The 23,038-nt window shown below is 56.5% G+C and carries 23 protein-coding genes and 1 riboswitch; of the genes, 8 read left to right on the top strand and 15 right to left on the bottom strand.

Features of this window, described 5'->3' with window-relative positions:
• From chbR to chbG, 3 genes are all read left to right on the top strand, one after another.
• Complete coding sequence (gene chbR, locus ABLV30_RS00860; RefSeq protein WP_071532282.1) at nt 1-840, top strand: transcriptional regulator ChbR; 840 nt, start codon at nt 1-3, stop codon at nt 838-840.
• Between the two features lie 102 nt (nt 841-942).
• Nucleotides 943-2,289, top strand: a complete 1,347-nt coding sequence (locus tag ABLV30_RS00855) for a 6-phospho-beta-glucosidase (protein ID WP_009653470.1) — start codon at nt 943-945, stop codon at nt 2,287-2,289.
• A gap of 12 nt (nt 2,290-2,301) precedes the next feature.
• On the top strand, nt 2,302-3,060 hold the full coding sequence (gene chbG / locus ABLV30_RS00850) for a chitin disaccharide deacetylase (RefSeq protein WP_014228984.1): 759 nt from the start codon (nt 2,302-2,304) through the stop codon (nt 3,058-3,060).
• A gap of 42 nt (nt 3,061-3,102) precedes the next feature.
• Here the strand turns inward: chbG and katE are convergent, their stop codons facing one another.
• Nucleotides 3,103-5,361, bottom strand: coding sequence for a catalase HPII (gene katE / locus ABLV30_RS00845; protein WP_064375385.1), 2,259 nt, complete (start codon nt 5,359-5,361; stop codon nt 3,103-3,105).
• A 181-nt stretch (nt 5,362-5,542) separates the two neighbouring features.
• Here katE and cedA point away from each other — a divergent pair, with 181 nt between their 5' ends.
• Entirely contained in the window at nt 5,543-5,797 is a 255-nt protein-coding gene (gene cedA / locus ABLV30_RS00840; RefSeq protein WP_224381791.1) for a cell division activator CedA, read from the top strand.
• Between the two features lie 75 nt (nt 5,798-5,872).
• Here the strand turns inward: cedA and ABLV30_RS00835 are convergent, their stop codons facing one another.
• The 4 genes from ABLV30_RS00835 to hxpB all read right to left on the bottom strand — a co-directional run bounded on the left by ABLV30_RS00835 (nt 5,873) and on the right by hxpB (nt 9,659).
• Nucleotides 5,873-7,264 carry an L-cystine transporter gene (locus ABLV30_RS00835; protein ID WP_014228987.1) on the bottom strand — a complete coding sequence of 464 codons (1,392 nt, stop codon included), beginning with the start codon at nt 7,262-7,264 and terminating at the stop codon, nt 5,873-5,875.
• Between the two features lie 134 nt (nt 7,265-7,398).
• Nucleotides 7,399-7,989 carry a metal-dependent hydrolase gene (locus tag ABLV30_RS00830; protein ID WP_004850102.1) on the bottom strand — a complete coding sequence of 197 codons (591 nt, stop codon included), beginning with the start codon at nt 7,987-7,989 and terminating at the stop codon, nt 7,399-7,401.
• A 91-nt stretch (nt 7,990-8,080) separates the two neighbouring features.
• A complete protein-coding gene (kduD, locus tag ABLV30_RS00825; RefSeq protein WP_014228989.1) occupies nt 8,081-8,842 on the bottom strand; it encodes a 2-dehydro-3-deoxy-D-gluconate 5-dehydrogenase KduD in 762 nt (253 codons plus the stop codon).
• Nucleotides 8,843-8,990: 148 nt separating this feature from the next.
• Complete coding sequence (hxpB, locus tag ABLV30_RS00820) at nt 8,991-9,659, bottom strand: hexitol phosphatase HxpB (RefSeq protein ID WP_049082229.1); 669 nt, start codon at nt 9,657-9,659, stop codon at nt 8,991-8,993.
• Nucleotides 9,660-9,788: 129 nt separating this feature from the next.
• Here hxpB and ABLV30_RS00815 point away from each other — a divergent pair, with 129 nt between their 5' ends.
• Nucleotides 9,789-10,325, top strand: a complete 537-nt coding sequence (locus tag ABLV30_RS00815) for a YniB family protein (protein ID WP_049082228.1) — start codon at nt 9,789-9,791, stop codon at nt 10,323-10,325.
• A 32-nt stretch (nt 10,326-10,357) separates the two neighbouring features.
• On the opposite strand, the gene yciA is transcribed toward ABLV30_RS00815, so the two are convergent.
• The 5 genes from yciA to ABLV30_RS00790 all read right to left on the bottom strand — a co-directional run bounded on the left by yciA (nt 10,358) and on the right by ABLV30_RS00790 (nt 16,110).
• Nucleotides 10,358-10,756 (bottom strand): acyl-CoA thioester hydrolase YciA, encoded by a 399-nt coding sequence (gene yciA / locus ABLV30_RS00810; RefSeq protein WP_232553371.1) that lies wholly within the window; start codon nt 10,754-10,756, stop codon nt 10,358-10,360.
• A gap of 98 nt (nt 10,757-10,854) precedes the next feature.
• On the bottom strand, nt 10,855-13,035 hold the full coding sequence (locus ABLV30_RS00805; RefSeq protein ID WP_348865489.1) for a TonB-dependent siderophore receptor: 2,181 nt from the start codon (nt 13,033-13,035) through the stop codon (nt 10,855-10,857).
• Between the two features lie 182 nt (nt 13,036-13,217).
• Nucleotides 13,218-14,534 carry a voltage-gated chloride channel family protein gene (locus tag ABLV30_RS00800; protein WP_032749470.1) on the bottom strand — a complete coding sequence of 439 codons (1,317 nt, stop codon included), beginning with the start codon at nt 14,532-14,534 and terminating at the stop codon, nt 13,218-13,220.
• 79 nt (nt 14,535-14,613) lie between these two features.
• A riboswitch (Fluoride riboswitch) is annotated at nt 14,614-14,675 on the bottom strand.
• A gap of 99 nt (nt 14,676-14,774) precedes the next feature.
• Entirely contained in the window at nt 14,775-15,314 is a 540-nt protein-coding gene (locus ABLV30_RS00795; protein WP_004101360.1) for a septation protein A, read from the bottom strand.
• A 52-nt stretch (nt 15,315-15,366) separates the two neighbouring features.
• Complete coding sequence (locus ABLV30_RS00790; protein WP_004850117.1) at nt 15,367-16,110, bottom strand: YciC family protein; 744 nt, start codon at nt 16,108-16,110, stop codon at nt 15,367-15,369.
• Nucleotides 16,111-16,423: 313 nt separating this feature from the next.
• Between ABLV30_RS00790 and ompW the strand changes: the two genes are divergently transcribed.
• Nucleotides 16,424-17,062, top strand: coding sequence for an outer membrane protein OmpW (gene ompW / locus ABLV30_RS00785; protein WP_004121296.1), 639 nt, complete (start codon nt 16,424-16,426; stop codon nt 17,060-17,062).
• Between the two features lie 121 nt (nt 17,063-17,183).
• On the opposite strand, the gene ABLV30_RS00780 is transcribed toward ompW, so the two are convergent.
• Both ABLV30_RS00780 and ABLV30_RS00775 read right to left on the bottom strand, forming a co-directional pair.
• Complete coding sequence (locus tag ABLV30_RS00780) at nt 17,184-17,429, bottom strand: YmjA family protein (protein ID WP_032692737.1); 246 nt, start codon at nt 17,427-17,429, stop codon at nt 17,184-17,186.
• Nucleotides 17,430-17,643: 214 nt separating this feature from the next.
• A complete protein-coding gene (locus ABLV30_RS00775) occupies nt 17,644-18,348 on the bottom strand; it encodes an SDR family NAD(P)-dependent oxidoreductase (RefSeq protein ID WP_049082255.1) in 705 nt (234 codons plus the stop codon).
• 121 nt (nt 18,349-18,469) lie between these two features.
• On the opposite strand from ABLV30_RS00775, the gene ABLV30_RS00770 reads away from it, so the two are divergent.
• Complete coding sequence (locus tag ABLV30_RS00770; protein WP_049082254.1) at nt 18,470-19,369, top strand: LysR family transcriptional regulator; 900 nt, start codon at nt 18,470-18,472, stop codon at nt 19,367-19,369.
• A gap of 154 nt (nt 19,370-19,523) precedes the next feature.
• On the opposite strand, the gene ABLV30_RS00765 is transcribed toward ABLV30_RS00770, so the two are convergent.
• The gene (locus ABLV30_RS00765; RefSeq protein WP_049082253.1) at nt 19,524-20,471 is read right to left on the bottom strand and encodes a zinc-binding alcohol dehydrogenase family protein; all 948 of its coding nucleotides are present in this window, start codon (nt 20,469-20,471) and stop codon (nt 19,524-19,526) included.
• Between the two features lie 77 nt (nt 20,472-20,548).
• Between ABLV30_RS00765 and ABLV30_RS00760 the strand changes: the two genes are divergently transcribed.
• Nucleotides 20,549-21,004 (top strand): MarR family winged helix-turn-helix transcriptional regulator, encoded by a 456-nt coding sequence (locus ABLV30_RS00760; protein ID WP_014838208.1) that lies wholly within the window; start codon nt 20,549-20,551, stop codon nt 21,002-21,004.
• Between the two features lie 31 nt (nt 21,005-21,035).
• Here the strand turns inward: ABLV30_RS00760 and trpA are convergent, their stop codons facing one another.
• Both trpA and trpB read right to left on the bottom strand, forming a co-directional pair.
• Entirely contained in the window at nt 21,036-21,845 is an 810-nt protein-coding gene (gene trpA, locus ABLV30_RS00755) for a tryptophan synthase subunit alpha (RefSeq protein WP_032749463.1), read from the bottom strand.
• Nucleotides 21,845-23,038: a tryptophan synthase subunit beta gene (trpB, locus tag ABLV30_RS00750; RefSeq protein ID WP_032749462.1), complete on the bottom strand. Its 1,194-nt coding sequence runs from the start codon at nt 23,036-23,038 to the stop codon at nt 21,845-21,847. The genes trpA and trpB overlap by 1 nt, the downstream gene beginning before the upstream one ends.

Raw genomic sequence — 23,038 nt, 5'->3', positions numbered from 1 at the left:
ATGAGGCAGCCAAAGATGATGACCACTGAAATCAGTACCGCCCGGGAGCAACAACTCTTTAACGGCAAGAACTTTCATGTGGTCATCTATAACAAAACGGAGAGCGTAAGCGGGCTTCACCAGCATGATTACTACGAGTACACCATCGTTTTAACCGGGCGCTATTATCAGGTTATTAATGGCAAGCGGGTGCTGCTGGAGCGCGGGGATTTTGTCTTCATCCCAATGGGGTCGCATCACCAGAGTTTTTATGAATTTGGTGCGACGCGCATTCTTAACGTTGGCATCAGCAAAAGTTTCTTTGAGAAACACTATCTGCCGCTGCTGCCGTTTGGTCTGGTCGCCTCACAGGTCTATGCCGTTAAAAGTACTTTTCTCAGTTATATTGAGTCGGTTATTGCATCACTGAATTTTCGCGAAACTGAATTCGACGAATTTATCGAGCTGGTGTCTTTTTACACCCTGAATCGTTTGCGGCATTATCGTGAAGAACCTACGGAAGACGTTATTCCGCAATGGTTAAAAAATACCGTTGAGGGTATGCACGATAAGCTTAAATTTGGCGAGGGGGCGCTGGAAAATATGGTCGAGCTTTCCGGGAAAACTCAGGAATACTTAACCCGGGCCACCCAGCGTTATTATGCCAAAACGCCGATGCAGATGATTAACGATATTCGCATCAACTTCGCCAAAAAACAGCTGGAGATAACCAACTACTCGGTGACCGATATCGCCTATGAGTCGGGGTACAGTAGCCCAAGTCTGTTTATTAAAACATTCAAGAAGCTGACTTCTTTTACCCCCAGCAGCTATCGGAAACACCTCACCAGTATTAATTAACCGGGCGCGGAATAGTCCGCGCGGTCTAAATATTCAAATTAACTGTCCGTATTTAAACGGAGAGCGGGTGCCGCATACGCGCTATCCGCAAGGGAGAAAAAGATGAGCCAGAAATTGAAGGTAGTGACTATCGGCGGCGGCAGCAGCTATACCCCGGAATTACTGGAAGGCTTCCTGAAGCGTTACCATGAACTGCCGATTAGCGAACTGTGGCTGGTGGACGTCGCGGAAGGGCAGGAAAAGCTCGATATAATCCACGCGCTGTGCCAGCGCATGGTGGAAAAAGCCGGCGTCCCGATGAAAGTCTACAAGACTCTCGATCGCCGCGCGGCGCTGGAAGGCGCAGATTTCGTCACTACTCAGCTGCGCGTCGGCCAGCTTAAGGCGCGCGAAAAGGATGAGCGTATTCCGCTGAGCCACGGCTATTTAGGCCAGGAAACCAACGGCGCGGGTGGACTGTTTAAAGGTCTGCGCACCATTCCGGTCATTTTTGACATTGTGAAAGATGTGCAGGAAGTCTGTCCGAACGCCTGGGTGATTAACTTTACCAACCCGGCGGGCATGGTGACCGAAGCGGTTTATCGTCATACCGGCTTTAAGCGCTTTATCGGCGTATGCAATATTCCTATCGGCATGAAGATGTTTATCACCGATGTGCTGAAGCTGAGCCCGAGCGATGAGCTCAATATCGATCTGTTTGGTCTGAATCATCTGGTGTTCGTGCGGGATGTGCTGGTCAACGGCGTTTCGCGCTTTGACGAGCTGCTTGACGGCGTGGCGTCGGGTCGATTGAGCGCAAACTCGGTGAAAAATATCTTTGATTTGCCGTTTAGCGAAGGGCTGCTCCGTTCGCTGCGCCTGATCCCTTGTTCCTATCTGCTCTACTACTTTAAGCCAAAAGAGATGCTGGCGATTGAAATGGGCGAGTACTACAAAGGCGGCGCCCGCGCGCAGGTGGTGCAGAAGGTTGAGAAACAGCTGTTTGAGCTGTACAAAGATCCGGATCTGAACGTTAAACCAAAAGAGCTGGAACAGCGCGGCGGGGCGTATTACTCCGACGCGGCCTGTGAAGTAATTAACGCCATTTATAATGATAAACAGGCCGAACATTACGTGAACGTGCCGCACCATGGCCACGTGGATAACATCCCGGCCGACTGGGCGGTCGAGATGACCTGTACGCTGGGGCGCGACGGTGCGAAACCGACGCCGCGCATCACGCATTTCGACGAAAAAGTGCTGGGGCTGATTTACACCATTAAAGGCTTTGAAGTCGCGGCCAGCGAAGCGGCAATCAGCGGTAAACTGGATGACGTGCTGCTGGCGCTTAACCTGAGCCCGCTGATCCACTCCGATCGTGACGCCGAACAGCTGGCGCGTGAGATGATCCTTGCGCACGAGCAGTGGCTGCCAAACTTTGCGGCGACTATCGAAAAACTGAAACAGTAACGGGAGCGGCTTATGGAACGCGTGTTAATCGTCAATGCCGATGACTTTGGCCTCAGCAAAGGGCAAAACTACGGCATTATCGAAGCCTGCAAGAACGGTCTGGTCACCTCCACGACGGCGCTGGTCAACGGCGCGGCGATCGGCCACGCTGCCCAGCTTAGCCGCTGCGTCCCTGAGCTGGCGGTGGGGATGCACTTTGTCCTGACGCTGGGCGAACCGCTGTCGGCGATGCCGGGCTTAACCCGCGAAGGTCGTCTCGGTAAGTGGATTTGGCAGATGGCGGAAGAGGATAGCCTGCCGCTGGATGAGATCGCGCACGAGCTGGAGTGCCAGTACCGGCGCTTTGTCGAACTGTTTGGCCATGAGCCGACGCATATCGACAGCCATCACCATGTGCATATGATTGCGCAGATTTACCCCATCGTCGCGGCCTTTGCGCGCGAGAAGGGGGTGGCGCTGCGGATCGATCGGCAGCTGGCGACGCTGTCAGGTTTAGCGCAGGATGCGGCGCGCAGCAGCGACGGGTTTACCAGCGAGTTTTACGGGGAAGGGGTTTCGGAAGCGCTGTTTCTGCAAACCCTGGATGCCTCTATCCAGCGTGATGAGCGATCGCTGGAGGTGATGTGCCACCCGGCGTTCGTTGATAACACGATTATGGGTAGCGCCTATTGCTATCCGCGCCTGACCGAACTGGACGTGCTCACCGCCGAGTCGCTGAAGTATGCGATTGCCGAGCGCGGCTACCGGCTCGGCACCTATCGCGATGTGTAAGTAAAGAGAAGTGAGAAGCCCGGCAGAAATGCCGGGCTTTTTTTACGCCGGGATCGCGGAGATTTTGGCGCTTCTCGACCACACCCGATGCGCCGCCATCAGGGTAATCAGCGCATCCACCGACGAATTATCGATGGCGTCCGTCTCAACGATGCCTTCTTCCCCCTGACTGGCAACCTGCAGCGGCGCTTTGCACTGCCGGGCATCGCCTGCCAGCAGAATCGGCTTCAGGTGTTTATAGGCTTCCAGCAGGTAGTAGTGGAAATCACCATTGTTGCTCAGGCTTTGCAGATCGCCGCCGGGAACAATGACCGCGTCCACGGTAAGCGATGGCGACCCGGCAAAGGTCCCGGCCACCGGCAGCTCGGTACCGTCATCGGCCTGCACTTTTCCCATTCGGGAATAGAGTAATTTGGCATGCACCCCGTGCGCTTTGAGCGCCTTGAGCAGCGTCAGGAGCTCTTTGGCGACCGGACGATCGTTAAGCAGTACCGCTACCACCCGGCCTTTTACGTCACCGCTGGGAATGGCGTACAGGCTTAACGTAGGATCCTTTTTCAGACCGTTAACATCCGGCGGCGGCGTGATGCTGCGCTGTTCGTCGGTGAGCTCAATACCCAGATTTTTACCCACCGCCTGAGCCAGCTGCAGGTCGATATGCGCCAGCTGATCGACCACCCGCTCGCGGATCCACTCCCTGACGACCTTGCTCAGCTCGAAGCTGAATCCGTCGATAATATGCTGCTGCTCAATAGGCGTCTGGCTACGCCAGAACAGCAGGGGCTGCGAGTAATATTCGCCAAACGACGGACTGCGCTGGCGAATTTTTTCCCCGTCAACCCGCTCGGCATAGGATTCAAAGCCGCCGCGTTTCGCGGCCGGCGGCGTCTCCCGCGGCCAGTTATCGTTGATGGAGTTAGGTTCATAGTTTGCCGGGTTGGTATCAATATCCATCCGGTGCATGCCGTCGCGCTGAAAATTATGGTACGGGCAGGTGGGTTTATTGATCGGGATTTCATGGAAATTCGGCCCGCCGAGGCGGCTGATCTGCGTATCGGTATAGGAGAAGAGTCGGCCCTGCAGCAGCGGATCGTTGCTGAAGTCTATCCCCGGAACGATATGCCCTGGATGGAAGGCCGCCTGTTCGTTTTCGGCAAAGAAGTTGTCCGGGTTGCGATTGAGGACCATCTTACCGACGCGCTGCACCGGGACCAGCGCTTCCGGAATCAGCTTGGTGGGATCCAGCAGATCGAAATCAAAAGCAAACTCGTCCTCTTCCGGGATCAGCTGTAAGCCCAGCTCGTACTCAGGATAATCGCCGGCTTCAATCGCTTCCCATAAATCACGGCGGTGGAAATCGGGATCGCGACCGGTCAGCTTTTGCGACTCGTCCCATACCAGGGAGGCTTTGCCCGCGACCGGCTTCCAGTGAAAACGTACGAAGGTGGCTTTACCTTCCGCGTTAATCAGGCGGAAGGTGTGGATGCCGAACCCTTCCATCGTGCGGTAGCTGCGGGGCAGTCCGCGGTCGGACATCGCCCACATCACGTTATGCAGCGTTTCGGGCTGCAGTGAGACGTAATCCCAGAACGTGTCGTGCGCGCTTTGCCCCTGCGGGACGGCCCAGTGCGGCTCGGGTTTGACCGCGTGGACGAAATCAGGGAACTTGATCGCGTCCTGAATAAAAAAGATCGGCGTGTTGTTGCCGACCAGGTCAAAGATGCCCTCGTCGGTATAAAACTTGGTGGCAAAGCCGCGGATGTCGCGCACCGTATCGGCGGAGCCTGCGCCGCCCTGAACGGTGGAAAACCGGACGAAGACCGGCGTTTTTTTCTGCGGATCGCAGAGGAAAGCCGCTTTGGTGATATCGCTTAAGTCGCTGTACGCCTGGAAATAGCCGTGCGCAGCGGAGCCGCGGGCATGGACGATCCTCTCAGGAATGCGCTCGTGGTCAAAATGGGTGATTTTTTCGCGCAGGATAAAATCTTCCAGCAGCGTGGGGCCGCGTTTGCCCGCGCGCAGCGAGTTCTGGTCGTCTGCGATGCGTACGCCCTGATTGGTGGTAAGCGCAAAATCCTCGCCGCCTTTACGCTGTTTTTCAAGGGCATCGAGCTTTTCGCTGTGCGTATCCGGGGCTTTCATACTGCCCGGGGCGGTCGGCTCTTCACCTGGGGCGGTGGGATGCGGCGTGGGCCGCCAGTTCTGGTCTTCGGGGGCTAAGGCATCCAGACCTGGTTTTGCTTCCCGGTCGTCGTGAACCGGTGATTGATGGGTTTGCGGGTTATGGTGTTTATCAGACATTGCTCGCTCCTGCTTTCATTGCTGAAAATGGTCGTTGCTAAACCAAAACCCTTCTAATTGTAGAACATCATTTCAAGAATATATTTTTATAAGAGTTTTACTACTAAAGGGCCGCAAGCTGGGGGCGACGAAAGGGGGCTTTTTCGGCTATGATAGGGGTTTCTGTTTCCCGCTGTGTTTAGTGAATCTATTTGTGATGAAACCACTTCGCCAACAAAATCGTCAGGTCATTAGCTACGTGCCGCGAGTCGAGCCTGCGCCGCCGGAACACGCCGTCAAAATGGATGGTTTTCGCGACGTCTGGGTTTTGCGGGGTAAATACGTTGCTTTTGTGCTAATAGACGAACATTTTCGTCGCTCCCCGCCGTTTAACGTGCCGGAAGCGGCGCAGCGCTGGGCGAGGCAAATGAGGCGGGAAGGTGAAATCGACGCCTGAATGTGCCGGGCACAATAAAAAAACCGCTGAAAATCAGCGGTTTTTTGTTTTTAATAACCTGAAGTGCGGGCCCGCTTAGCGGTGCGCGAGCTCCGCGTCTTCTTCGCTATCGAGAATAGCTTTATCGGTTTGACGCAGCCACTGGCTGGTCAGGGTACCGGCGGTCATGGAACCGCTTACGTTCAGCGCGGTACGGCCCATATCAATCAGCGGCTCAACCGAGATCAGCAGCGCCACCAGCGTGACCGGCAGGCCCATCGCCGGCAGGACGATCAGGGCGGCAAAGGTCGCGCCGCCGCCCACGCCAGCGACCCCGGCGGAACTGACGGTCACGATGCCCACCAGCGTCGCAATCCACAGCGGATCGAGCGGGTTAATACCGACGGTAGGGGCGACCATCACGGCGAGCATCGCCGGATAGAGGCCCGCGCAGCCGTTCTGCCCGATCGTGGCGCCGAACGATGCGGAGAAGCTGGCGATAGACTCCGGCACGCCCAGGCGACGCGTTTGCGCTTCCACGTTCAGCGGAATAGACGCCGCGCTGGAGCGGCTGGTAAAGGCGAAGGTCAATACCGGCCAGACTTTACGGAAATACTTCAGAGGACTCACGCCGTTGACCGCCAGCAGCAGACCGTGCACCACGAACATGATGCCCAGACCAATATAGGAGGCGATAACGAAGCTGCCGAGCTTGATGATGTCCTGCAGGTTAGAGCCCGCGACCACCTTTGTCATCAGCGCCAGCACGCCGTACGGCGTTAACTGCATCACCAGGCGCACCAGCTTCATTACCCAACTCTGCAGCGTGTCGATGGCGGTGAGTACGCGCTGGCCTTTGGCGACGTCATCTTTCAGCAATTTCAGCGCCGCGACGCCGAGGAACGCGGCGAAGATAACCACGCTGATAATCGACGTTGGGTTCGCGCCGGTCAGATCGGCAAACGGGTTTTTCGGTACGAAAGAGAGGATCAGCTGCGGGACGCTCAGGTCCGCGACTTTACCGGCGTAATTGCTCTGAATGGCGTTGAGGCGGGCGGTCTCCGCGCTGCCCTGAACCAGCCCTTCGGCGGTCAGGCCAAACATATTAGTGACCAGCACCCCGACCAGCGCCGCAATCAGCGTGGTGAACAGCAGGGTTCCAATACTGAGGAAGCTGATTTTACCCAGCTGCGAGGCATTATGCAGACGGGCGACCGCGCTCAGAATGGAGGCGAAAACCAGCGGCATGACGATCATTTGCAGCAGTTGAACATAGCCGTTACCGACGATATTGAACCACTGGATAGAATCCTTCAGCACCGGGCTGTCGGAACCATAGATAAGCTGTAGCGCCAGGCCGAAGACAACGCCGATCGCCAGACCGACCAGCACTTTTTTAGCGAGGCTCCACTGTTTATGGCGGGTTTGGGCCAGCGCCAACAGTAAAACCGCGAACACGACTACGTTCGCTATTAATGGAAAGTTCATCCCCGTTCTCCTGATATCTTTTATTACCGGGCTGGTCAATAACCAGCTCTTATGACGGCAAGGGTAGCAGAAGGCGTTATTCGTTACTTATATTCAAATGGAATTGATTATAACCAATTGAATAATTCGCTGGTTTATCGTCCAGCCTGGTGGCTAATTAAGCGATTAAAGGTGGTTTGCAAAGAATTAATCATGTCCGATGACCAGCGAATGGCGCTGTTTTCGGCAACGTTTTGCGGCATCCATACGGCATAGATAAACAGCGCCATACACAGCGCGCGCTCCAGCTGGTTACCCTTGCGCGGTGCAAGCAGGGGCAGGCGAAAACGCCAGCGGCAGGGCCAGAGCAGCGGAACGCCTGCCGGGGTGAGCATGTCGGCGAGAATATGGCTGAGGTAGCCAAGAACCAGGCCCTGAACCGCATCTGCCGGCACTATCCAACTTTCCGGTACTTTCAATGAGAAAATCGCGACCGCGCCAAAGACCACCAGCAGGCTATGGGTGAAGCCGCGATGGCCAAAGGCGCGAGCTATCGGTTTTGATATCCAGCTTAATCGCTGACCGAGAAACGACTTAGGGTGATCGATATCCGGCAGCAGACAGGTCAGGATGGCGGAAGGAACGATGTGCCACCAGTCGCCCTGAGCCAGCACGGGAGTCAATTCCGCGTTTTTCGCAAATACCGCACAGGCGATAGAGAAAAGGAGGTGGCCTTCCGCCGTCATGATAAAAACCCTAAACTGTCAATTCATACAGTATAGGGTTTTTATACAGTGTGCGGAAGAGGTGACGGTGTAACTCTTTGTCACAAAAACATCAGCGTGCCAGCCAGCCGCCATCTACCGCCAGCGTAAAGCCGCTAATGTAATCCGCCGCCCGGGAGGCGAGAAAAACGACCGGCCCCTGCAGGTCATCCGGCACGCCCCAGCGCCCGGCCGGAATACGATCGAGAATCGCTTTGCTGCGCTCGGCGTCTTCACGCAGCTGCTGAGTATTGTTGGTAGCCATGTATCCCGGGGCAATGGCGTTAACGTTGATGCGATGCCCCGCCCATTCGTTGGCCATCAGGCGGGTAATGCCCAGTACGCCGCTTTTTGACGCGGTGTAGGAGGGTACCCGAATCCCCCCCTGAAAGGAGAGCATTGAGGCAATGTTAACGATTTTCCCGCCGTCACCCTGCTGAATAAACTGCCTGGCGACCGCCTGTGAAAGAAAGAACACCGACTTCAGATTCAGGTTAATCACCTCGTCCCAGTCTTTTTCGCTAAAGGAGAGCGCATCGGCGCGGCGGATGGTTCCCGCATTGTTGACCAGAATATCTACCCGGCCCATGGCGGCCACGGCCCGATCGACAATGGTTTCAATCTCATCCTGCCGGCTCAGATCGGCCTGAATAGCGGTAAAGCGTCGGCCCAGCGCCTGAACCTTCTCTGCGGTTTCATGGGGGATCCGGCGATTCACGCCGACGATATCGCACCCGGCCTGCGCAAGGCCCAGCGTCATTCCCTGGCCCAGCCCGGTATCACAACCCGTCACGATAGCGACCTTGCCCGTAAGGTCAAAGGCGTTCAGTACCATATGCACCTCTGTATGCTGATTTCACGCGTTAAATAACGCCGTTGAGACAAGCATAGAGGGCGGGAGAAGAAAAAACAAATAAAAATGAAACGCTGTTTTAATTTTGTGATGATGAGACGGTGCCGCTATCTCATCATCAGCGGCAGGATTAACCGAGCAGGTCGCTCAGGGTGAGGGATTCAAGGGTGGCAAGCTTCACGTCCGCCAGCACGAAGCGCGGATCGCGGCTATTTTCCGCTTCCGGTACGACGATAGATCGCATTCGGGCCGCTTTGCTGGCAATCATGCCGTTAACCGAGTCTTCCAGCGCCACGCAGTGCATCGGGCTGACGCCGAGTCTGGCGGCGCAGTCCAGATAGACCTGCGGGTGCGGTTTGCTGAACGGCAGCCCTTCGGCGGAAGCGAGGGCGTCAAATTGATCGCGCAGTTCAAACATGGTGAGGACTTTTTCCAGCATCCGCTGCGGCGAAGCCGACGCCAGGCCGATTTTCAACCCCTGGGCTTTGCACATCGCCACCGCTTCCCGCGCACCGGGGAGGAGCGGACGCGCTTCTTCCACCAGCTGGATGGCGCGGTTGATGATCCGCGCGGTGACTTCGGCACGATCCGGGCCTTTCCACGGCTGCTGGGCAAACCACAGATCGACGACTAAATCGATGCGCAGCCCCAGGATATCGGGCATTTCATGGCGGCGGCTGATATCCACCCCGAGGCTTGCCATCACCTCCAGCTCCGCTTTATCCCACAGCGGCTCAGAATCAATCAGTAAACCATCCATATCAAAAATCGCGGCGTGAATCTGGCGCCTGGCTGACATAAGTCCCTCTCCTGTAGCGTAAGTAGATAACGAATCGGCACTCATGGTATATCATACCGCGCATTATTGGGCGAAATTCGCCGACGAAGGTAGACTTAGGGTAGACAGGCGTCTTAACAAGGGGAACCCATGACGTATCAACAAGCTGGACGCGTTGCAGTACTTAAACGTATTTTGGGGTGGGTGGTATTTATCCCGGCGGTTATCTCGACGCTGATCTCCGTGCTGAAGTTTATGTACGAGCACAGTGAGAAAAAACCGGGCATTGACGCGGTGATGATGGACTTTGCTCATGTGATGATTGAGATGATGCGTTTCAATACGCCGTTCCTGAATTTCTTCTGGTACAACTCGCCGCTGCCGGACTTTAAGCACGCTATGAATATCGGCTTCTGGGTTATCTATATTCTGGTGTTCGTCGGCATGGCGCTACAGGCCTCCGGAGCGCGGATGGGGCGCCAGGCGAAGTTTCTGCGCGAGGGCGTTGAGGATCAGCTGATTCTGGAGCAGGCGAAAGGGGCCGAAGGGCTGACGCGCGAACAAATCTCTGAACGCGTTGTGGTGCCACGCCATACCATCCTGGTGCAGTATTTTCCGCTATACGTCCTGCCGGTAATTATTATTGTGCTGGGCTACTTCTTCTTCTCTTTACTCGGCTTTCTGTAAAAGACCGGCCCGGAAGCGCCGGGCCGGCAGAATCACTGGGTGGGAAGGGCGCGCGGTTTACCCTCATTATCTACCGCAACGTAGATAAACAGCGCTTCGGTTGCTTTGTAGCGCTGGCCGATGGGTTCAGACGACACCTTCTTGACCCACACTTCCATATTGATGGTTATCGACGTATTGCCGCGCTTCACGCAGTTGGCGTAGCAGCACACCACGTCGCCGACCGCGACCGGGCGTAAAAAAGTCATGCCGTCGACGCGCACGGTCACGACGCGACCGTGGGCAATCTCTTTGGCCATAATCGCCCCGCCAATATCCATCTGCGACATCAGCCAGCCGCCGAAAATATCGCCGTTAGCGTTGGTGTCCGCCGGCATCGCCAGGGTGCGTAATACCAATTCGCCCTTCGGCGTAAGATCTGTTGTTGTCATTCTATACTCTGTACTAGTCAAAGATGATCAGGCGGATGCTACTATGAAAATGACGCTGAGAGAATAGGGAATACGCCCGCGATAGCGGGCGTGAGGGGTTAGAAGGAGATCGTGACGCCAGCGTAATAGGCGCGACCCGGTTCGTTATAGGTCGAAGCCCCTTCGTTTTCACGATAAATTTGCTTATCGAACAGGTTACTGATCCCGGCGTTCAGGCGCAGGTCTTTCATTAGCTGATAGTTGCCGCCGATACCAACCACGGAATAGGAGCCCACTTCATTGGTGGCCAGTACGCCGTTTTCAGTACGAATTTCCGCATATTCCCGCGGTTTCTGCCGACCGTACAGAGTCCAGTTGACGTTCGCCGAAAACTTGCTGGTCACCTGCCAGTCGAGCAGGGTATTGATGGTGTATTTCGGAATAACGGACAGCGGGTTTCCGGTATCTTTGTTTTCCGATTTGATCATATAAGTGGCATTGGTGCGCCAGCTGAGCGTATCGGCAATGACCGGAACCAGCAGCGTGCCTTCAAGGCCTTCGACGACCGCTTTCCCGCCGTTCTCCCACTGCAGGATATTCGCTCCGGTAGCGGTATTACCCAGTATCTCGGTGCCGGAGACGATCTTGTTTTTGTAGTCGTTGCGGAACCAGGTGACGCCGGCGTTATAACCGTTCAGGTTAAACTCAAGGCCAATCTCCTTATTGATGCTGATTTCCGGATCGAGGTCCGGGTTACCCAACAGATAGCAGTTGCCATCGGCAATACTTATCGGGCAGCCGTTACCCCGCGTAGAAAGCAGATAGCCTTCGCTCGACTGATACAGGTTCGGCGCTTTAAATACCCGGGCGATGCCCGCTTTGACCTTAAACATATCGCCCAGATCCTGTGACAGGTTCAGGCTCGGGCTCCAGTTGCTGCCGAAGTCGTTATGATAGTCGAAGCGCAGACCCGGGATAATATTGGTGCCCGGCGTCGCTTCGATATTGTCTTCCAGATAGATACCGGTCAGGGTAGCGCTGTTTTTAGGGCTGCGTTGTGAAGGATCGCCCGAAATCCCGGGGAGAGCATCCGTGGTGGTGGTGGCCTGCATGGACGCCGGATCGTTTAGCTCATCGCGATTCCACTCCATGCCCAGAGTCAGGGTCTGTTCAGTGAGCCAGTTGAAGGGGAGATTCACCTCTGCGGTTGAGCGCCACGACTCCAGGCGGCTGGTGTCATAGACATCGCTATTGATCATCCCTTCAACGCGGCCGGTGGTGCCCTCCTGCAGGCGGGTATTGTTGGTTTTTTCGTAGTAGACGCCCGCCTTCGACTGGCCCCAGTCCCAGATCCCGTTGTCGGTCAGGCCCCAGGTCTGCCGATATAGCCGGTTGGTTTCCTGACCGTACAGCGTATCCACCAGGCCATTTGGGCTCATATTGCTGTTGCTGTACTGCGTATCGCCGGCATAAATATTGCCCTGGCGGCTATAGGCGTAGCTAAAATCCAGGATCTGCTGCGGCGTAACTTTCCACGACAGCAGGGCGTTAATATCTTTGTTGCGTACCCCTTCGCGGCCCGCCGCGTAAGAGCCATTTTGCGCGCGGTTAATATCCCAGGCATCGGGCTCCGTTTTGTTAATGTTGCCGTACAAACGCATGGTCAGGGCATCTCCCGCCAGCGGTCCGTTGAGGCTGAAGTTAGCCCGGTTGGTGGCGCCTTCTTTATTATTTTCCGGCTGATTGGTATAGAGCGAAAGCGAGCCGTGCCAGTCGTTGGTGGGGCGTTTGGTGATGATATTGACAACGCCGCCCGCGGCGCCTGAGCCGTAGCGCGCTGCGGCAGGGCCGCGCAGAACTTCAATGCGTTCCACCATTTCCGGCGGTACCCAGTTGCTGTCGCCGCGGGTATCGCGCTCGCCGCGCCAGCTATAGCGCACTGAATTGCGGGAGGTGACGGGCACGCCGTCGATAAGAATCAGCGTGTTTTCCGGTCCCATTCCGCGAATGTCGATCTGACGGTTGTTGCCGCGGCTGCCGCTGGCGCTGTTGCCGGTCAGGTTGACGCTGGGCATTTTACGGATGATTTCTGAGAGATCGTTAACCGGGGGATCTTTAGCAATATCTTCCGCAGTGATGATCGAGACGCCCGGCTGCTGCTTCAACGCCTCTTCGGCGGTGCCATGAACCACCATGGTCTCCGTATCCTGTTCCACCTCTTCGGCGAAGACCCCTGGGCTGAGTAAGCCTGCAATGGCCAGGGCCAGGGGCGTTGCTATGTGATTTTTCTGCGTTCTCATTATAAATATCCATATCAAATCATGAAAAATTGAGATCGAGAATATCAATGATAATCATTATCGTTTCAATAAAGAGACGCTAATCTCCATTAAATCCTCACAATTGCCGCAACTTTCCGGCATGTGGTAGATATCATGAAGAAACCGGCGAGCCTGAACCCTCCGGTTTCCGGGCGCGTTCGTCAGGAGGTGGGGGTTTCGTTGTCGGTTTTTTGACGGCGTGTTTGCGATTGGTACCACGCCGGGAGCTCAGCCAGTCTGATGCCGGTCGGGACATAGCTTTGTTTCAGGCAGGCTATGCGCTGGGAACGATAAATACCGGTATAGCCCGAGACCAGCCATGCCACCACGCAGGCCAGCGCCGCGTAAACACCGATTTCCGCGCCAAATAGCTCAATCGCCATCAGCGTCGAGGCGATGGGGGTATTCGCCGCGCCGGCAAAGACGGCGACAAAACCTATCCCGGCCAGAAAACCTGGCGGCATATGCAGCAGCGGCGCCAGAGCATTGCCCAGCGTCGCGCCGACGTAAAACAGCGGGGTGACTTCGCCACCTTTAAATCCGCTGCCTAAAGAGACAACGGTGAAGATCAGTTTGCCGAAGCAATCCCACGGCGCCAGCGGATGCTGGAAAGCGTCCACTATCACCGGTATGCCCAGGCCAATATAGCGCTCTCCGTGCAGCAGCCAGACGGCGCCGGCAATCGCCAGTCCGCCAATAAACGGCCGCAGCGGCGCGTAGTGAATCCGTTTTTTCATCAAGGCGCCGACCGCATGCGTGCTGTCGGCGAAAATGCGCGCCGCGAGGCCAAAGCAGCAGCCGGCGATAATGATGGCCAGCAGCGTCCAGAGCGTCAGCGTGGGAAAGCCGGTAATAAAGTAGTGCGTATGCTGCACGCCCCACATGATGCCGACCCGATCGGCGATAATCGCGGCAAACAGACAGGGAAGAATGGCGCTGTAGTCCATCCGTCCGATAGCCAGGACCTCGAGCCCGAATAGCGCTCCCGCGAGTGGGGTACCGAAAACCGAAGAGAAACCGGCGCTGATCCCGGCCATCAGTATCATTCGCCGGGCATCGTCGTTAAGGCGGAAAAGGGCCGTAAAACGGTCGGCAATCGAGGCCCCCATCTGCACCGCCGTGCCTTCACGCCCGACGGAGGCGCCAAACAGATGAGAAACAACGGTGCCGAAAAAAACCAGCGGCGCCATGCGCAAGGGAATGACGCGCTGAGGGTCGTGAATCTCTTCCAGAATCAGGTTATTGCCGGCCTCCACGCGGGTGCCGTAGCGCAGGTAGATCCAGCCGACGGCAAAACCGGCCAACGGCAGGAGCCCGATAAGCCAGAGGTGAGCTTCACGCGTTGCCGTGGCCCACTGCAGTGAGAAAAGAAAAAACGCCGATGCCGTACCCGCCAGCACCGCGATGATAAAGGCGAGGAGCAGCCATTTTCCGAGGAAGAAAAGTAGAGAGAGTGATGAAAAGCGGTTTGCATGCATCGTCAGTTCCTTAGAAGATTAACCTTCCCGGACGCGGTGCCTGCAATTCAGATATGCCTGCCCATTCCCGGTCCGGGAATAAAAAGCAGGCATCATTAGCCACATGGCGGTTCAAGGAGGAATGCCATCTCCTGTGAGAAATAGCTTACATTACGAATCGTTTCAGCTGAAGCGATTTATGCGGAGAGGGGAAAAGCGAAGAATGCGGCACGCCGTCCGGCGTGCCGTGGGAAAGCCAGCTTAGTGGTTGTCGTCCTGCGGCATATGGCGATAGATATACACGCCGCTCAGCAGGGTGAATACCAGCGTCAGGGCGGTCAAACCAAAGACCTTGAAGTTGACCCAGATATTCTGCGGCAGCCAGAAAGCGATATAGATATTCGCCAGTCCGCAAAGGATGAAAAACACCGCCCAGGCCAGATTCAGACGCGACCACACCTGCTGCGGCAGCGTCAGCTCTTTACCCAGCATGCGCTGGATCAGCGGCTTCTTCATCACCCACTGGCTAAACAGCAGCGCGCTGGCAAACAGCACGTAGATAACCGTCACCTTCCATTTAATAAACTCATCGTTATGGAAGAAGATGGTTAAGCCGCCAAATACGGCCACCAGCACAAAGGTAATCAGCGCCATTTTCTCGACTTTACGATAGCGCACCCAGCTGTAAATCAGCACGATGGCGGTAGCGATAATCAGCGCGGTCGTCGCGGCGTAGATATCATAAAGCTTGTAGAATGCGAAGAAGACTACCAGCGGTAAAAAATCCAGAAACTGCTTCATACATCGATTCCGTCGTTCAGGTTGGGGCAGGGAGCACCCGCCCCGGATTAGGTTAGTTACGAATGAGCATATACAAGCGAAATAAATAGATCAGCAACAATGCGGAGATAAGATTGCTGAGGGTATTTATTACCACCGCGCCAACGTTTGGCGTCAGGACCGCGAAGCTGGAGGCAAACAGCAGCAGCAGCGTTTTCGCCAGCAGCCAGCCGATAATGGCCGGCGCCACCAGACGTACGTTGGCCCAGGCCAGACGCATACTGCTACGCATGGCGCTGAAAATCCCCATTTTATCCTGCACCAGCATAACCGGTGCGAAAGAGAGCACGATAGCCAGCAGGACGCCCGGCACCACCACCAGCATCATTCCCATCTGCACGATAAACGTCGTCAGCAGGATCAGCAGCAGCAGCTTTGGCAGCACCGGCGCAGAAGCGCCGATCGCACGCAGGGCGCTGACTCGCTGGCCGGCGGAGACCATCTGAATCATGAGCAGAACGCCGCCGGCAAGAATGGCGTTACCTACCAGCCCTGAGAAGGTAGAGGCCGCAGACGCGCGCAGCAGGATTTGCTGCTGCTCCGGCGTCATGCTCTGGACCAGTTCAAACAGCCCGCCGCTACCCGCCAGGCTATCGCCCTGGCTCAGTATTGACAGCTGCTCTTCACTGGGTGAAAAGGCATGGCCAAGTACTACCGTAATGAACGCGCATAGCAGCGCAATCAGCAGGATAGTAACGAACTGATTGCGGAAAAAGTTCCCGGTGTCACGGTAGACGGACTTCGCCGTGATAGACATGCATTCTCCTTGAGTATTGCAGGTGTTAACTAGCCGGCGATTGTACCGCAAATCGCGGCTGGGTAGCAGTCTCTGCTCCTGCAGGCTAAGTATATCTTTGTAAATAGAAGAGGAAATCAGCGACGCGCTGCTTTGAGTGTCATAAAGGAAGAAATTTGATACGACACGCTTCTCACTGATTGTATTGAGAAAGTGAAAATTAATCTGGATCAATAAATGTTAAATTTGCCCACTTAATGTGATCTATGTTGGATCAAACATACTTCAATGTAGGTATATTCTGGCGCTGAATAACCATAATGAGGAAGTGGGTATGAAAAAGTTAGCAGCGGCGGTTGTTATTCTGAGCAGTCTTTCCGGCAGCAGCGTCTGGGCGCATGAAGCCGGTGAATTTTTTATTCGCGCGGGTTCGGCAACGGTCAGACCGACCGAAGGCGCGGGCGGCACGTTAGGCAGCCTGGGGGGCTTTAACGTCAGCAATAATACGCAACTGGGTTTGACGTTCACCTATATGGCAACGGATAACATCGGCGTTGAACTGCTGGCCGCCACGCCGTTCCGCCATAAAGTCGGGACCGCGGCAACCGGCAATATTGCGACCGTTCACCATTTACCGCCGACGCTAATGGCGCAGTGGTATTTTGGCGACTCCAGCAGCAAGCTGCGTCCATACATTGGCGCGGGTATCAACTACACGACCTTCTTCGATGAGAGCGTGAACGATACGGGTAAAAAGACCGGCATATCCGATCTGAGCCTGAAAGACTCCTGGGGGGCGGCGGGACAGGTGGGGATGGACTATCTGATTAACCGCGACTGGCTGATTAACATGTCGGTGTGGTACATGGATATCGACACCACCGCCAACTATAAGCTGGCGGGCGCGCAGCAGCACGACAGCATCCGTCTGGATCCGTGGGTGTTTATGTTCTCTGCCGGATACCGGTTCTAAAGTCTCAGGTAAAGCTGGTCGCAATGACCAGCTTTATTGCACGTCCCGACGCGAAGTCCGCTGCCGCGATTGCCGATGCGTCATTTGCCGCAAGCACTCCGCGGAACGTCCGCGTCAACCGCTACTCATTACCCCATTTATTCAGGAATTCCGCGATATCATCGATGCGCTGCCGATCGATGCCCGCTTGTATGGCCATCTCTCCCTGCGCCTCCTCGCTGATTTCTTCGTTATTCATCAGCCGCGTAATCAGCAGTTGAAAATAGCGCGCCAGGGGCTCACGTTCTGACTCGCTGACGGGCTCGGCGGACTCCGTCGAATACTCATCCGCAATGTCGTAATATTTCAGTGGTACTTCCTCGTGCATAAATCGCTCCCGGTTGACGTTGTGCCTGTATTTTCTGGCTTGAATAATATCACCCCTGCCTGGCTTTAGCTCAGGAACGCCCAGAAAAACGTATGACTAGCCCACGCCATGCGCAACGGGTCCAGAAACTCTCCATCATCGGGGTGTAATAGCATAGAAAACGAAAATTGACTGCCATGAACCCGTCTGCAGGCCATTCATACGCATAGACTTATCACCACGGCACGCGATATCCGCGATAATCCAGATACTCTAATCCGGGACGATTTTGTTTTTCCAGCAGCACGTTCACCAGCGAGGGGATGGTCTCCGCCATGGTGAGCGGGGCGCTCTCGCCGCCAAGAGCCGTGCGGATCCACCCCGGCGCCATGACCACCATCGGATGCGATACGCTGGCAGGGCGGGCGGCAAAGCTGCGCATAAACATATTCAGCGCGGCTTTGCTCCCGCGATACAGCTCGCGCTGCCCGCCGGTATTATTGCTCAAACTGCCTTGTCCTGAAGACATAACGCCAATCAGCCCCTGTGGCAGCACCAGCGCCTGCAGACTTTCTATTACCCGCATTGGCGCGAGCGCGTTGGTCAGCATGACGTGAATAAACTCTTCCGTCGCGATCTCGCCGATGGTTTGTGTGGGATCGCGGTTGGTGGTGCCCGCGTTGACGAACAGCATATCCAGCGCGCTATCGGCAAGCGCATTGCGCAGCGCCGCGATCCCGTCGCTATCACAAATATCCAGCGCCTCAATGCGCACCCGTCCAGGATAAGCCTCGGCCAGGTGGTGCAGCGGCGTCGTTTGTGAGAGATCGCGTACGGTGCCGATGACCTGCCAGCCATGCAGCAGAAACTGTTCAGCCATGGCGTGCCCAAGCCCGCGTGACGCGCCTGCGATCAATACTGTTTTAGGGGAAGTGACCATGGGCATAACTCCTGAGCAAATACATGATGGGGTAAATATAGGCTGGTGCTGTAGCAGGCGGAAGGCGCAGCATTTGCAATAATAAAGTGCATCAGATGCCTTATCCTGGAGTGGAGAAAAGATGACCGATCCTGATTTCAATTTACTGGCGGCGCTGGATGTACTGTTGAGCGAGAAAAGCGTTGCCGGGGCGGCTAAACGGCTTAAGCTCAGCGCTTCGGCGATGAGCCGCACGCTGACGCGCCTACGGCAGGTCACCGGCGACCCGCTACTGGTCAGAGCCGGGCGAAACATGGTGCTGACTCCGCACGCAGAAAGTCTGCAGGCGCGGGCAAAAAACGTTGTCTCCGAGATGCGCGCGGTGCTCAACGCTTCGCCTGCGCCGCTGAGTTTATCGACCCTCGAGAAGCGATTTACTTTGCGTACCAATGAGGGATTTATAGACGCTTTTGGCCCGGCGCTGGTGAACGCCGCCGCGCGGGAAGCACCGGGCGTGACGCTGGAATTTGTCGCTAAGCCGGAGAAAGATGCCCGATTTTTACGCGAGGGGCGGGTGGACCTGGAAATTGGCGTACTGAAAAATATGGGGCCGGAGATCCGCCTGCAGGCGCTGTTTCGCGATCGTTTTGTCGTCGCGCTGGCCAAAAACCATCCGCTGGCCGCCTTTGCCGACATGTCGCGGGAACAATTTGTTTCCGTGGGGCACGTCATTACCTCCCGTCACGGGTTGATACGCGGGCCGGTTGATGACGCGCTGGCGGCGTGTGGCATGCGCCGCAGGATTGCCGCGGTGGTGCCTGGTTTTTCCGCCGCGCTGGCCGTGGCCCGGGATTCTCAGCTCATCGCCGTTGTCCCGGCCTCCTGCCTGCAGAGCGCGGCGGGAAAAGAGATGGTCGCTTTTCCTCTCCCGGTGAGTACGCCGGAGATAACGGTGTCACAAATGTGGCATCCTCGCCACGAGCATGAATTAGCACATCGCTGGCTAAGGCAGTTGGTGCGCAGAGTGTGTCGACAACCATAAAAAAAGCCCGCACAAGTGCGGGCAAAAATACTGGAAGCAATGTGAGCAATGTCGTACCGAATACCTGAGCTGTTTGCTCAACTATTCAGTAATGAGAAAGATAATATTTCTCATTTAAGATATCAACCCCAACTTTTGTGCAGAAGCGATTTTTTTAATCGACGAGAAAGACGGTGCGTTTCTGGCTGTCGTCCTGCGGCCACGCCGTGGCGACCTCGCGAAGCGGCCGGGGAGTCGTGGCGATAGTCAATCCGCCGGCGACGGCGGCCTGCAGCATCTCCCCGGTGGCGGCCAGCAGCTGGGGCACAGAAAGGCTGCCAATTCCGCTGCCCATCAGCTGCAGCGGCGAGGAGCGTAGCACCGCGCCATTGAGAGAGATATCGGCGGCGGAAAGGGAACCGACCTGAATAAAACGTACCGGCGCATTTCCTGGGCTGTGTTTTGCCAGCGCTGGCAGCAAAAGTTCGGCGCTACGTCCCCACAGATAATCGACGACGACATCAATCTGCTGCGCCGCCAGCCCGGCAAACTGCGTCCGTAAGTCCGCCTCATCCTGACTTAAGTTAACGGTTTCATCAGCGCCGAGGGCGGCCAGCTTCTCCACGTTTCGCCCGCAGGCGATCACTTTTCTGGCGCCGAGAAAACGGGCGATTTGTACCGCCAGCTGCCCGGCGCTGCCGGTGGCGCCGTTGATCAGTACCGTTTCCCCGGCTTTCATCCCGGCGCGTTTGACCAGCGCCGCCCAGGCCGACATCCCCGGATTAGCCATTGCCGCGGCGGTGATATCGTCCAGCGCATCCGGCAGCGGCAGACAGTGGTTTAAGGCGACGGGAGCCCGTTGCGCCATGCTGCCCCAGGGCGCGACGGGGAAGGCGAAATAGACGCGCTCTCCGCCGGGTAAGATACCGGTGCCGTCGATACCCGGGACAAAAGGCAGGCGGCCATCGAAACTATAATGCTTACCGGAGGCCCTGCCTTTCACTACATGACTGATGGCGGCGGCCCGAACCTCGACTAACGCCTGATGCTCACCGGGCTGCGGATCGCGAAAATCGGACCACACCGGACCCTGCTGCAGGTCAAAAACCACGGCTGCTTTCATTGTCTTCTCCCCCTGTGGGATAGTTATGTGTAAAATGCACCTATCTGATAACGGCACTATACCCGGTTAACTAATACATGCAAGATGCACATAATAATTACGACATCACCGGCTTTCACGGCGCGCTGCTCGATATCATCAGCGTGATGAACCAGCCAATGCGCGACGAGCAGATACTGCAGGCGGCTGGGGTCCAGCTCGATCGGATCCTCTTCCCGCTGCTGGTGGCAATAGGGCGCAGGGGACCCGTTGGGGTCGTTGAACTGGCGGATAGCCTCGGTCGCGATTACACCACCGTCAGCAGGCAGGTGAAGAAGCTGGAAGCGCAGCAGCTGGTACTCAAGCAGCCCAATGCAAAAGATCGCCGGATTAGCGAGGTGACGCTCAGCGAAGCGGGGCAGGCGATGATCGATCGTATCGCGGGAGCAAGAACGCGGCTGATGAATGAGGTGCTGGCCGGATGGACGCAAGAAGAGGTGATGGCGCTGTTTCGCCTGACGCGTAAATACGCCGACAGCTTACAGCTGAAATAACCGCCCGGCCCGGGGCCGGACGGCAGGTACGTTAAGCCGCTTTAGTGGCGGCTTTCAGGCTTCGGGCGAAAGCCTTGAGTTCCGCCAGCATGGCCTGCGGGTCGTTCACGTTCCGCTCGATGATTTTGACGATGGCTGAGCCGGAAATCGCGCCGGCCGCGCCGGCCTCAATCGCGGCGGTAACCTGCTCCGGCGCCGAGATGCCAAAGCCCTGCAGCGGCGGCGCGGCGTGGTACTCGGCCAGCTTTTCAATCAGATGATGCAGCGGCAGCGCGGCGCGGTTTTCCGCGCCGGTCACGCCCGCCCGCGACAGCAGGTAGGTATAACCGCGACCGTAAGAGGCTATCTGGCGCAGCAGATCGTCATCGGCATTGGGCGGGCAGATGAAAATCGGCGCGATATTGTGGCGCAGCGCGGCCTGGCGGAACGGCGCGGACTCTTCCACGGGGACATCGGCAACCAGCACGGAATCGACGCCCGCGCGTTCGCACGCGGCGTAGAATTCATCGATGCCGGGGCTGAACACCAGATTGGCGTACATCAGCAGGCCGATAGGAATGGTAGGGTGTTTCTGGCGAATCGCCGTCAGCATTTCGAAGCACTGCGCGGGGGTCACCCCGGCGGCAAAAGCGCGCAGGGTGGCGTCCTGAATGGTCGGGCCATCCGCCAGCGGGTCGGAGAAAGGAATACCCAGCTCCAGCGCGTCGGCACCGGCTTCAATCAGCGTATCGATAATTTTCAGCGACTGTTCCGGATTCGGATCGCCGAGGGTGACGAAGGGAACAAACGCGCCTTCCCGGCGATCTTTCAGTTGTGCAAACAGCGTCTCATAACGTTCCATCAGATTTCCCCTCGCGCTTTTAAAATATCATGTACGGTGAAGATGTCTTTATCGCCGCGGCCGGAGAGGTTAACCACCAGCAGCTGCTCTTTTTCCGGGTTTTCACGCATCATTTTCAGCGCGTGCGCCAGGGCGTGGGAGGATTCCAGCGCCGGGATAATCCCTTCATGGCGTGATAGCTCTTTAAAGGCATCCAGCGCTTCGTCATCGGTAATCGACACGTAATCGGCGCGGCCAATGCTGTTTAAATAAGCATGCTGCGGGCCCACTGACGGGAAATCCAACCCGGCGGAGATGGAGTAGGACTCCTCAATCTGGCCTTCTTCGGTTTGCATCATCGGCGATTTCATACCGAAATAGATGCCCACACGACCGTGCTTAAGCGGCGCGCCGTGCTCGCCGGACTCAATACCGTGACCTGCCGGCTCCACGCCAATCAGGCCAACAGCGGTTTCGTCGATAAAATCGGCGAACATGCCGATGGCGTTCGATCCGCCGCCGACGCAGGCGATAACCGCATCAGGCAGGCGACCTTCTTTCTCGAGGATCTGCGCTTTGGTCTCTTCGCCAATCATGCGCTGGAATTCACGCACGATGGTCGGGAACGGGTGCGGGCCCGCGGCGGTGCCGAGCATATAGTGGGCTTTTTCGTAGCTGCCGGACCAGTCGCGCAGGGCCTCGTTGCAGGCATCTTTCAGCGTAGAAGAGCCGCTATGAACCGGGATCACTTCCGCTCCCATCAGGCGCATGCGGAAAACGTTCGGCGACTGGCGTTCGATATCCTTCGCGCCCATGTAGATGCGGCACTTCAGGCCGAGCAGGGCGCTGGCGAGGGCTGAGGCCACGCCGTGCTGACCGGCGCCGGTTTCGGCGATAATTTCCGTTTTGCCCATCCGTTTCGCCAGCAGAGCCTGGCCGAGCACCTGGTTAGTTTTATGCGCGCCGCCGTGCAGCAGGTCTTCACGTTTCAGATACAGCGTCGTGCGGGTGCCTTCAGTGAGGTTGCGGCATTTGGTCAGCGCCGTCGGACGACCGGCGTAGTTTTTCAGCAGGTCGGTAAATTCGGCCTGGAATGCCGGATCTTTTTGCGCGCTGACGAACGCGTCTTCCAGCTGGCGCAGGGCGGGCATCAGGATCTGCGGAACGTACATTCCGCCGAATTCGCCAAAGTAGGGGTTCAGTAAAGTACTCAT

Origin of the sequence: Klebsiella sp. CN_Kp113 (genome assembly GCF_040064585.1) — a bacterium.
Classification (GTDB): Bacteria; Pseudomonadota; Gammaproteobacteria; order Enterobacterales; family Enterobacteriaceae; genus Klebsiella; species Klebsiella michiganensis.
The sequence above is the reverse complement of the archived record's forward strand: the minus strand, read 5'-3'. Positions and strand labels throughout refer to the sequence as shown.

What these genes read in the sequence shown, in the direction of transcription:
- ABLV30_RS00815 (WP_049082228.1), top strand. Translation starts at nt 9,789, where the DNA reads ATGACGTATCAACAAGCTGGACGCGTTGCAGTACTTAAACGTATTTTG.
- chbR (WP_071532282.1), top strand. Translation starts at nt 1, where the DNA reads ATGAGGCAGCCAAAGATGATGACCACTGAAATCAGTACCGCCCGGGAG.
- trpB (WP_032749462.1), bottom strand. Translation starts at nt 23,038, where the DNA reads ATGAGTACTTTACTGAACCCCTACTTTGGCGAATTCGGCGGAATGTAC.
- ABLV30_RS00800 (WP_032749470.1), bottom strand. Translation starts at nt 14,534, where the DNA reads ATGCATGCAAACCGCTTTTCATCACTCTCTCTACTTTTCTTCCTCGGA.
- ABLV30_RS00805 (WP_348865489.1), bottom strand. Translation starts at nt 13,035, where the DNA reads ATGAGAACGCAGAAAAATCACATAGCAACGCCCCTGGCCCTGGCCATT.
- ABLV30_RS00775 (WP_049082255.1), bottom strand. Translation starts at nt 18,348, where the DNA reads ATGGTCACTTCCCCTAAAACAGTATTGATCGCAGGCGCGTCACGCGGG.
- ompW (WP_004121296.1), top strand. Translation starts at nt 16,424, where the DNA reads ATGAAAAAGTTAGCAGCGGCGGTTGTTATTCTGAGCAGTCTTTCCGGC.
- ABLV30_RS00830 (WP_004850102.1), bottom strand. Translation starts at nt 7,989, where the DNA reads ATGACGGCGGAAGGCCACCTCCTTTTCTCTATCGCCTGTGCGGTATTT.
- katE (WP_064375385.1), bottom strand. Translation starts at nt 5,361, where the DNA reads ATGTCTGATAAACACCATAACCCGCAAACCCATCAATCACCGGTTCAC.
- ABLV30_RS00765 (WP_049082253.1), bottom strand. Translation starts at nt 20,471, where the DNA reads ATGAAAGCAGCCGTGGTTTTTGACCTGCAGCAGGGTCCGGTGTGGTCC.
- chbG (WP_014228984.1), top strand. Translation starts at nt 2,302, where the DNA reads ATGGAACGCGTGTTAATCGTCAATGCCGATGACTTTGGCCTCAGCAAA.
- trpA (WP_032749463.1), bottom strand. Translation starts at nt 21,845, where the DNA reads ATGGAACGTTATGAGACGCTGTTTGCACAACTGAAAGATCGCCGGGAA.
- yciA (WP_232553371.1), bottom strand. Translation starts at nt 10,756, where the DNA reads ATGACAACAACAGATCTTACGCCGAAGGGCGAATTGGTATTACGCACC.
- ABLV30_RS00855 (WP_009653470.1), top strand. Translation starts at nt 943, where the DNA reads ATGAGCCAGAAATTGAAGGTAGTGACTATCGGCGGCGGCAGCAGCTAT.
- hxpB (WP_049082229.1), bottom strand. Translation starts at nt 9,659, where the DNA reads ATGTCAGCCAGGCGCCAGATTCACGCCGCGATTTTTGATATGGATGGT.
- ABLV30_RS00790 (WP_004850117.1), bottom strand. Translation starts at nt 16,110, where the DNA reads ATGTCTATCACGGCGAAGTCCGTCTACCGTGACACCGGGAACTTTTTC.
- ABLV30_RS00795 (WP_004101360.1), bottom strand. Translation starts at nt 15,314, where the DNA reads ATGAAGCAGTTTCTGGATTTTTTACCGCTGGTAGTCTTCTTCGCATTC.
- ABLV30_RS00780 (WP_032692737.1), bottom strand. Translation starts at nt 17,429, where the DNA reads ATGCACGAGGAAGTACCACTGAAATATTACGACATTGCGGATGAGTAT.
- ABLV30_RS00770 (WP_049082254.1), top strand. Translation starts at nt 18,470, where the DNA reads ATGACCGATCCTGATTTCAATTTACTGGCGGCGCTGGATGTACTGTTG.
- ABLV30_RS00835 (WP_014228987.1), bottom strand. Translation starts at nt 7,264, where the DNA reads ATGAACTTTCCATTAATAGCGAACGTAGTCGTGTTCGCGGTTTTACTG.
- ABLV30_RS00760 (WP_014838208.1), top strand. Translation starts at nt 20,549, where the DNA reads ATGCAAGATGCACATAATAATTACGACATCACCGGCTTTCACGGCGCG.
- kduD (WP_014228989.1), bottom strand. Translation starts at nt 8,842, where the DNA reads ATGGTACTGAACGCCTTTGACCTTACGGGCAAGGTCGCTATCGTGACG.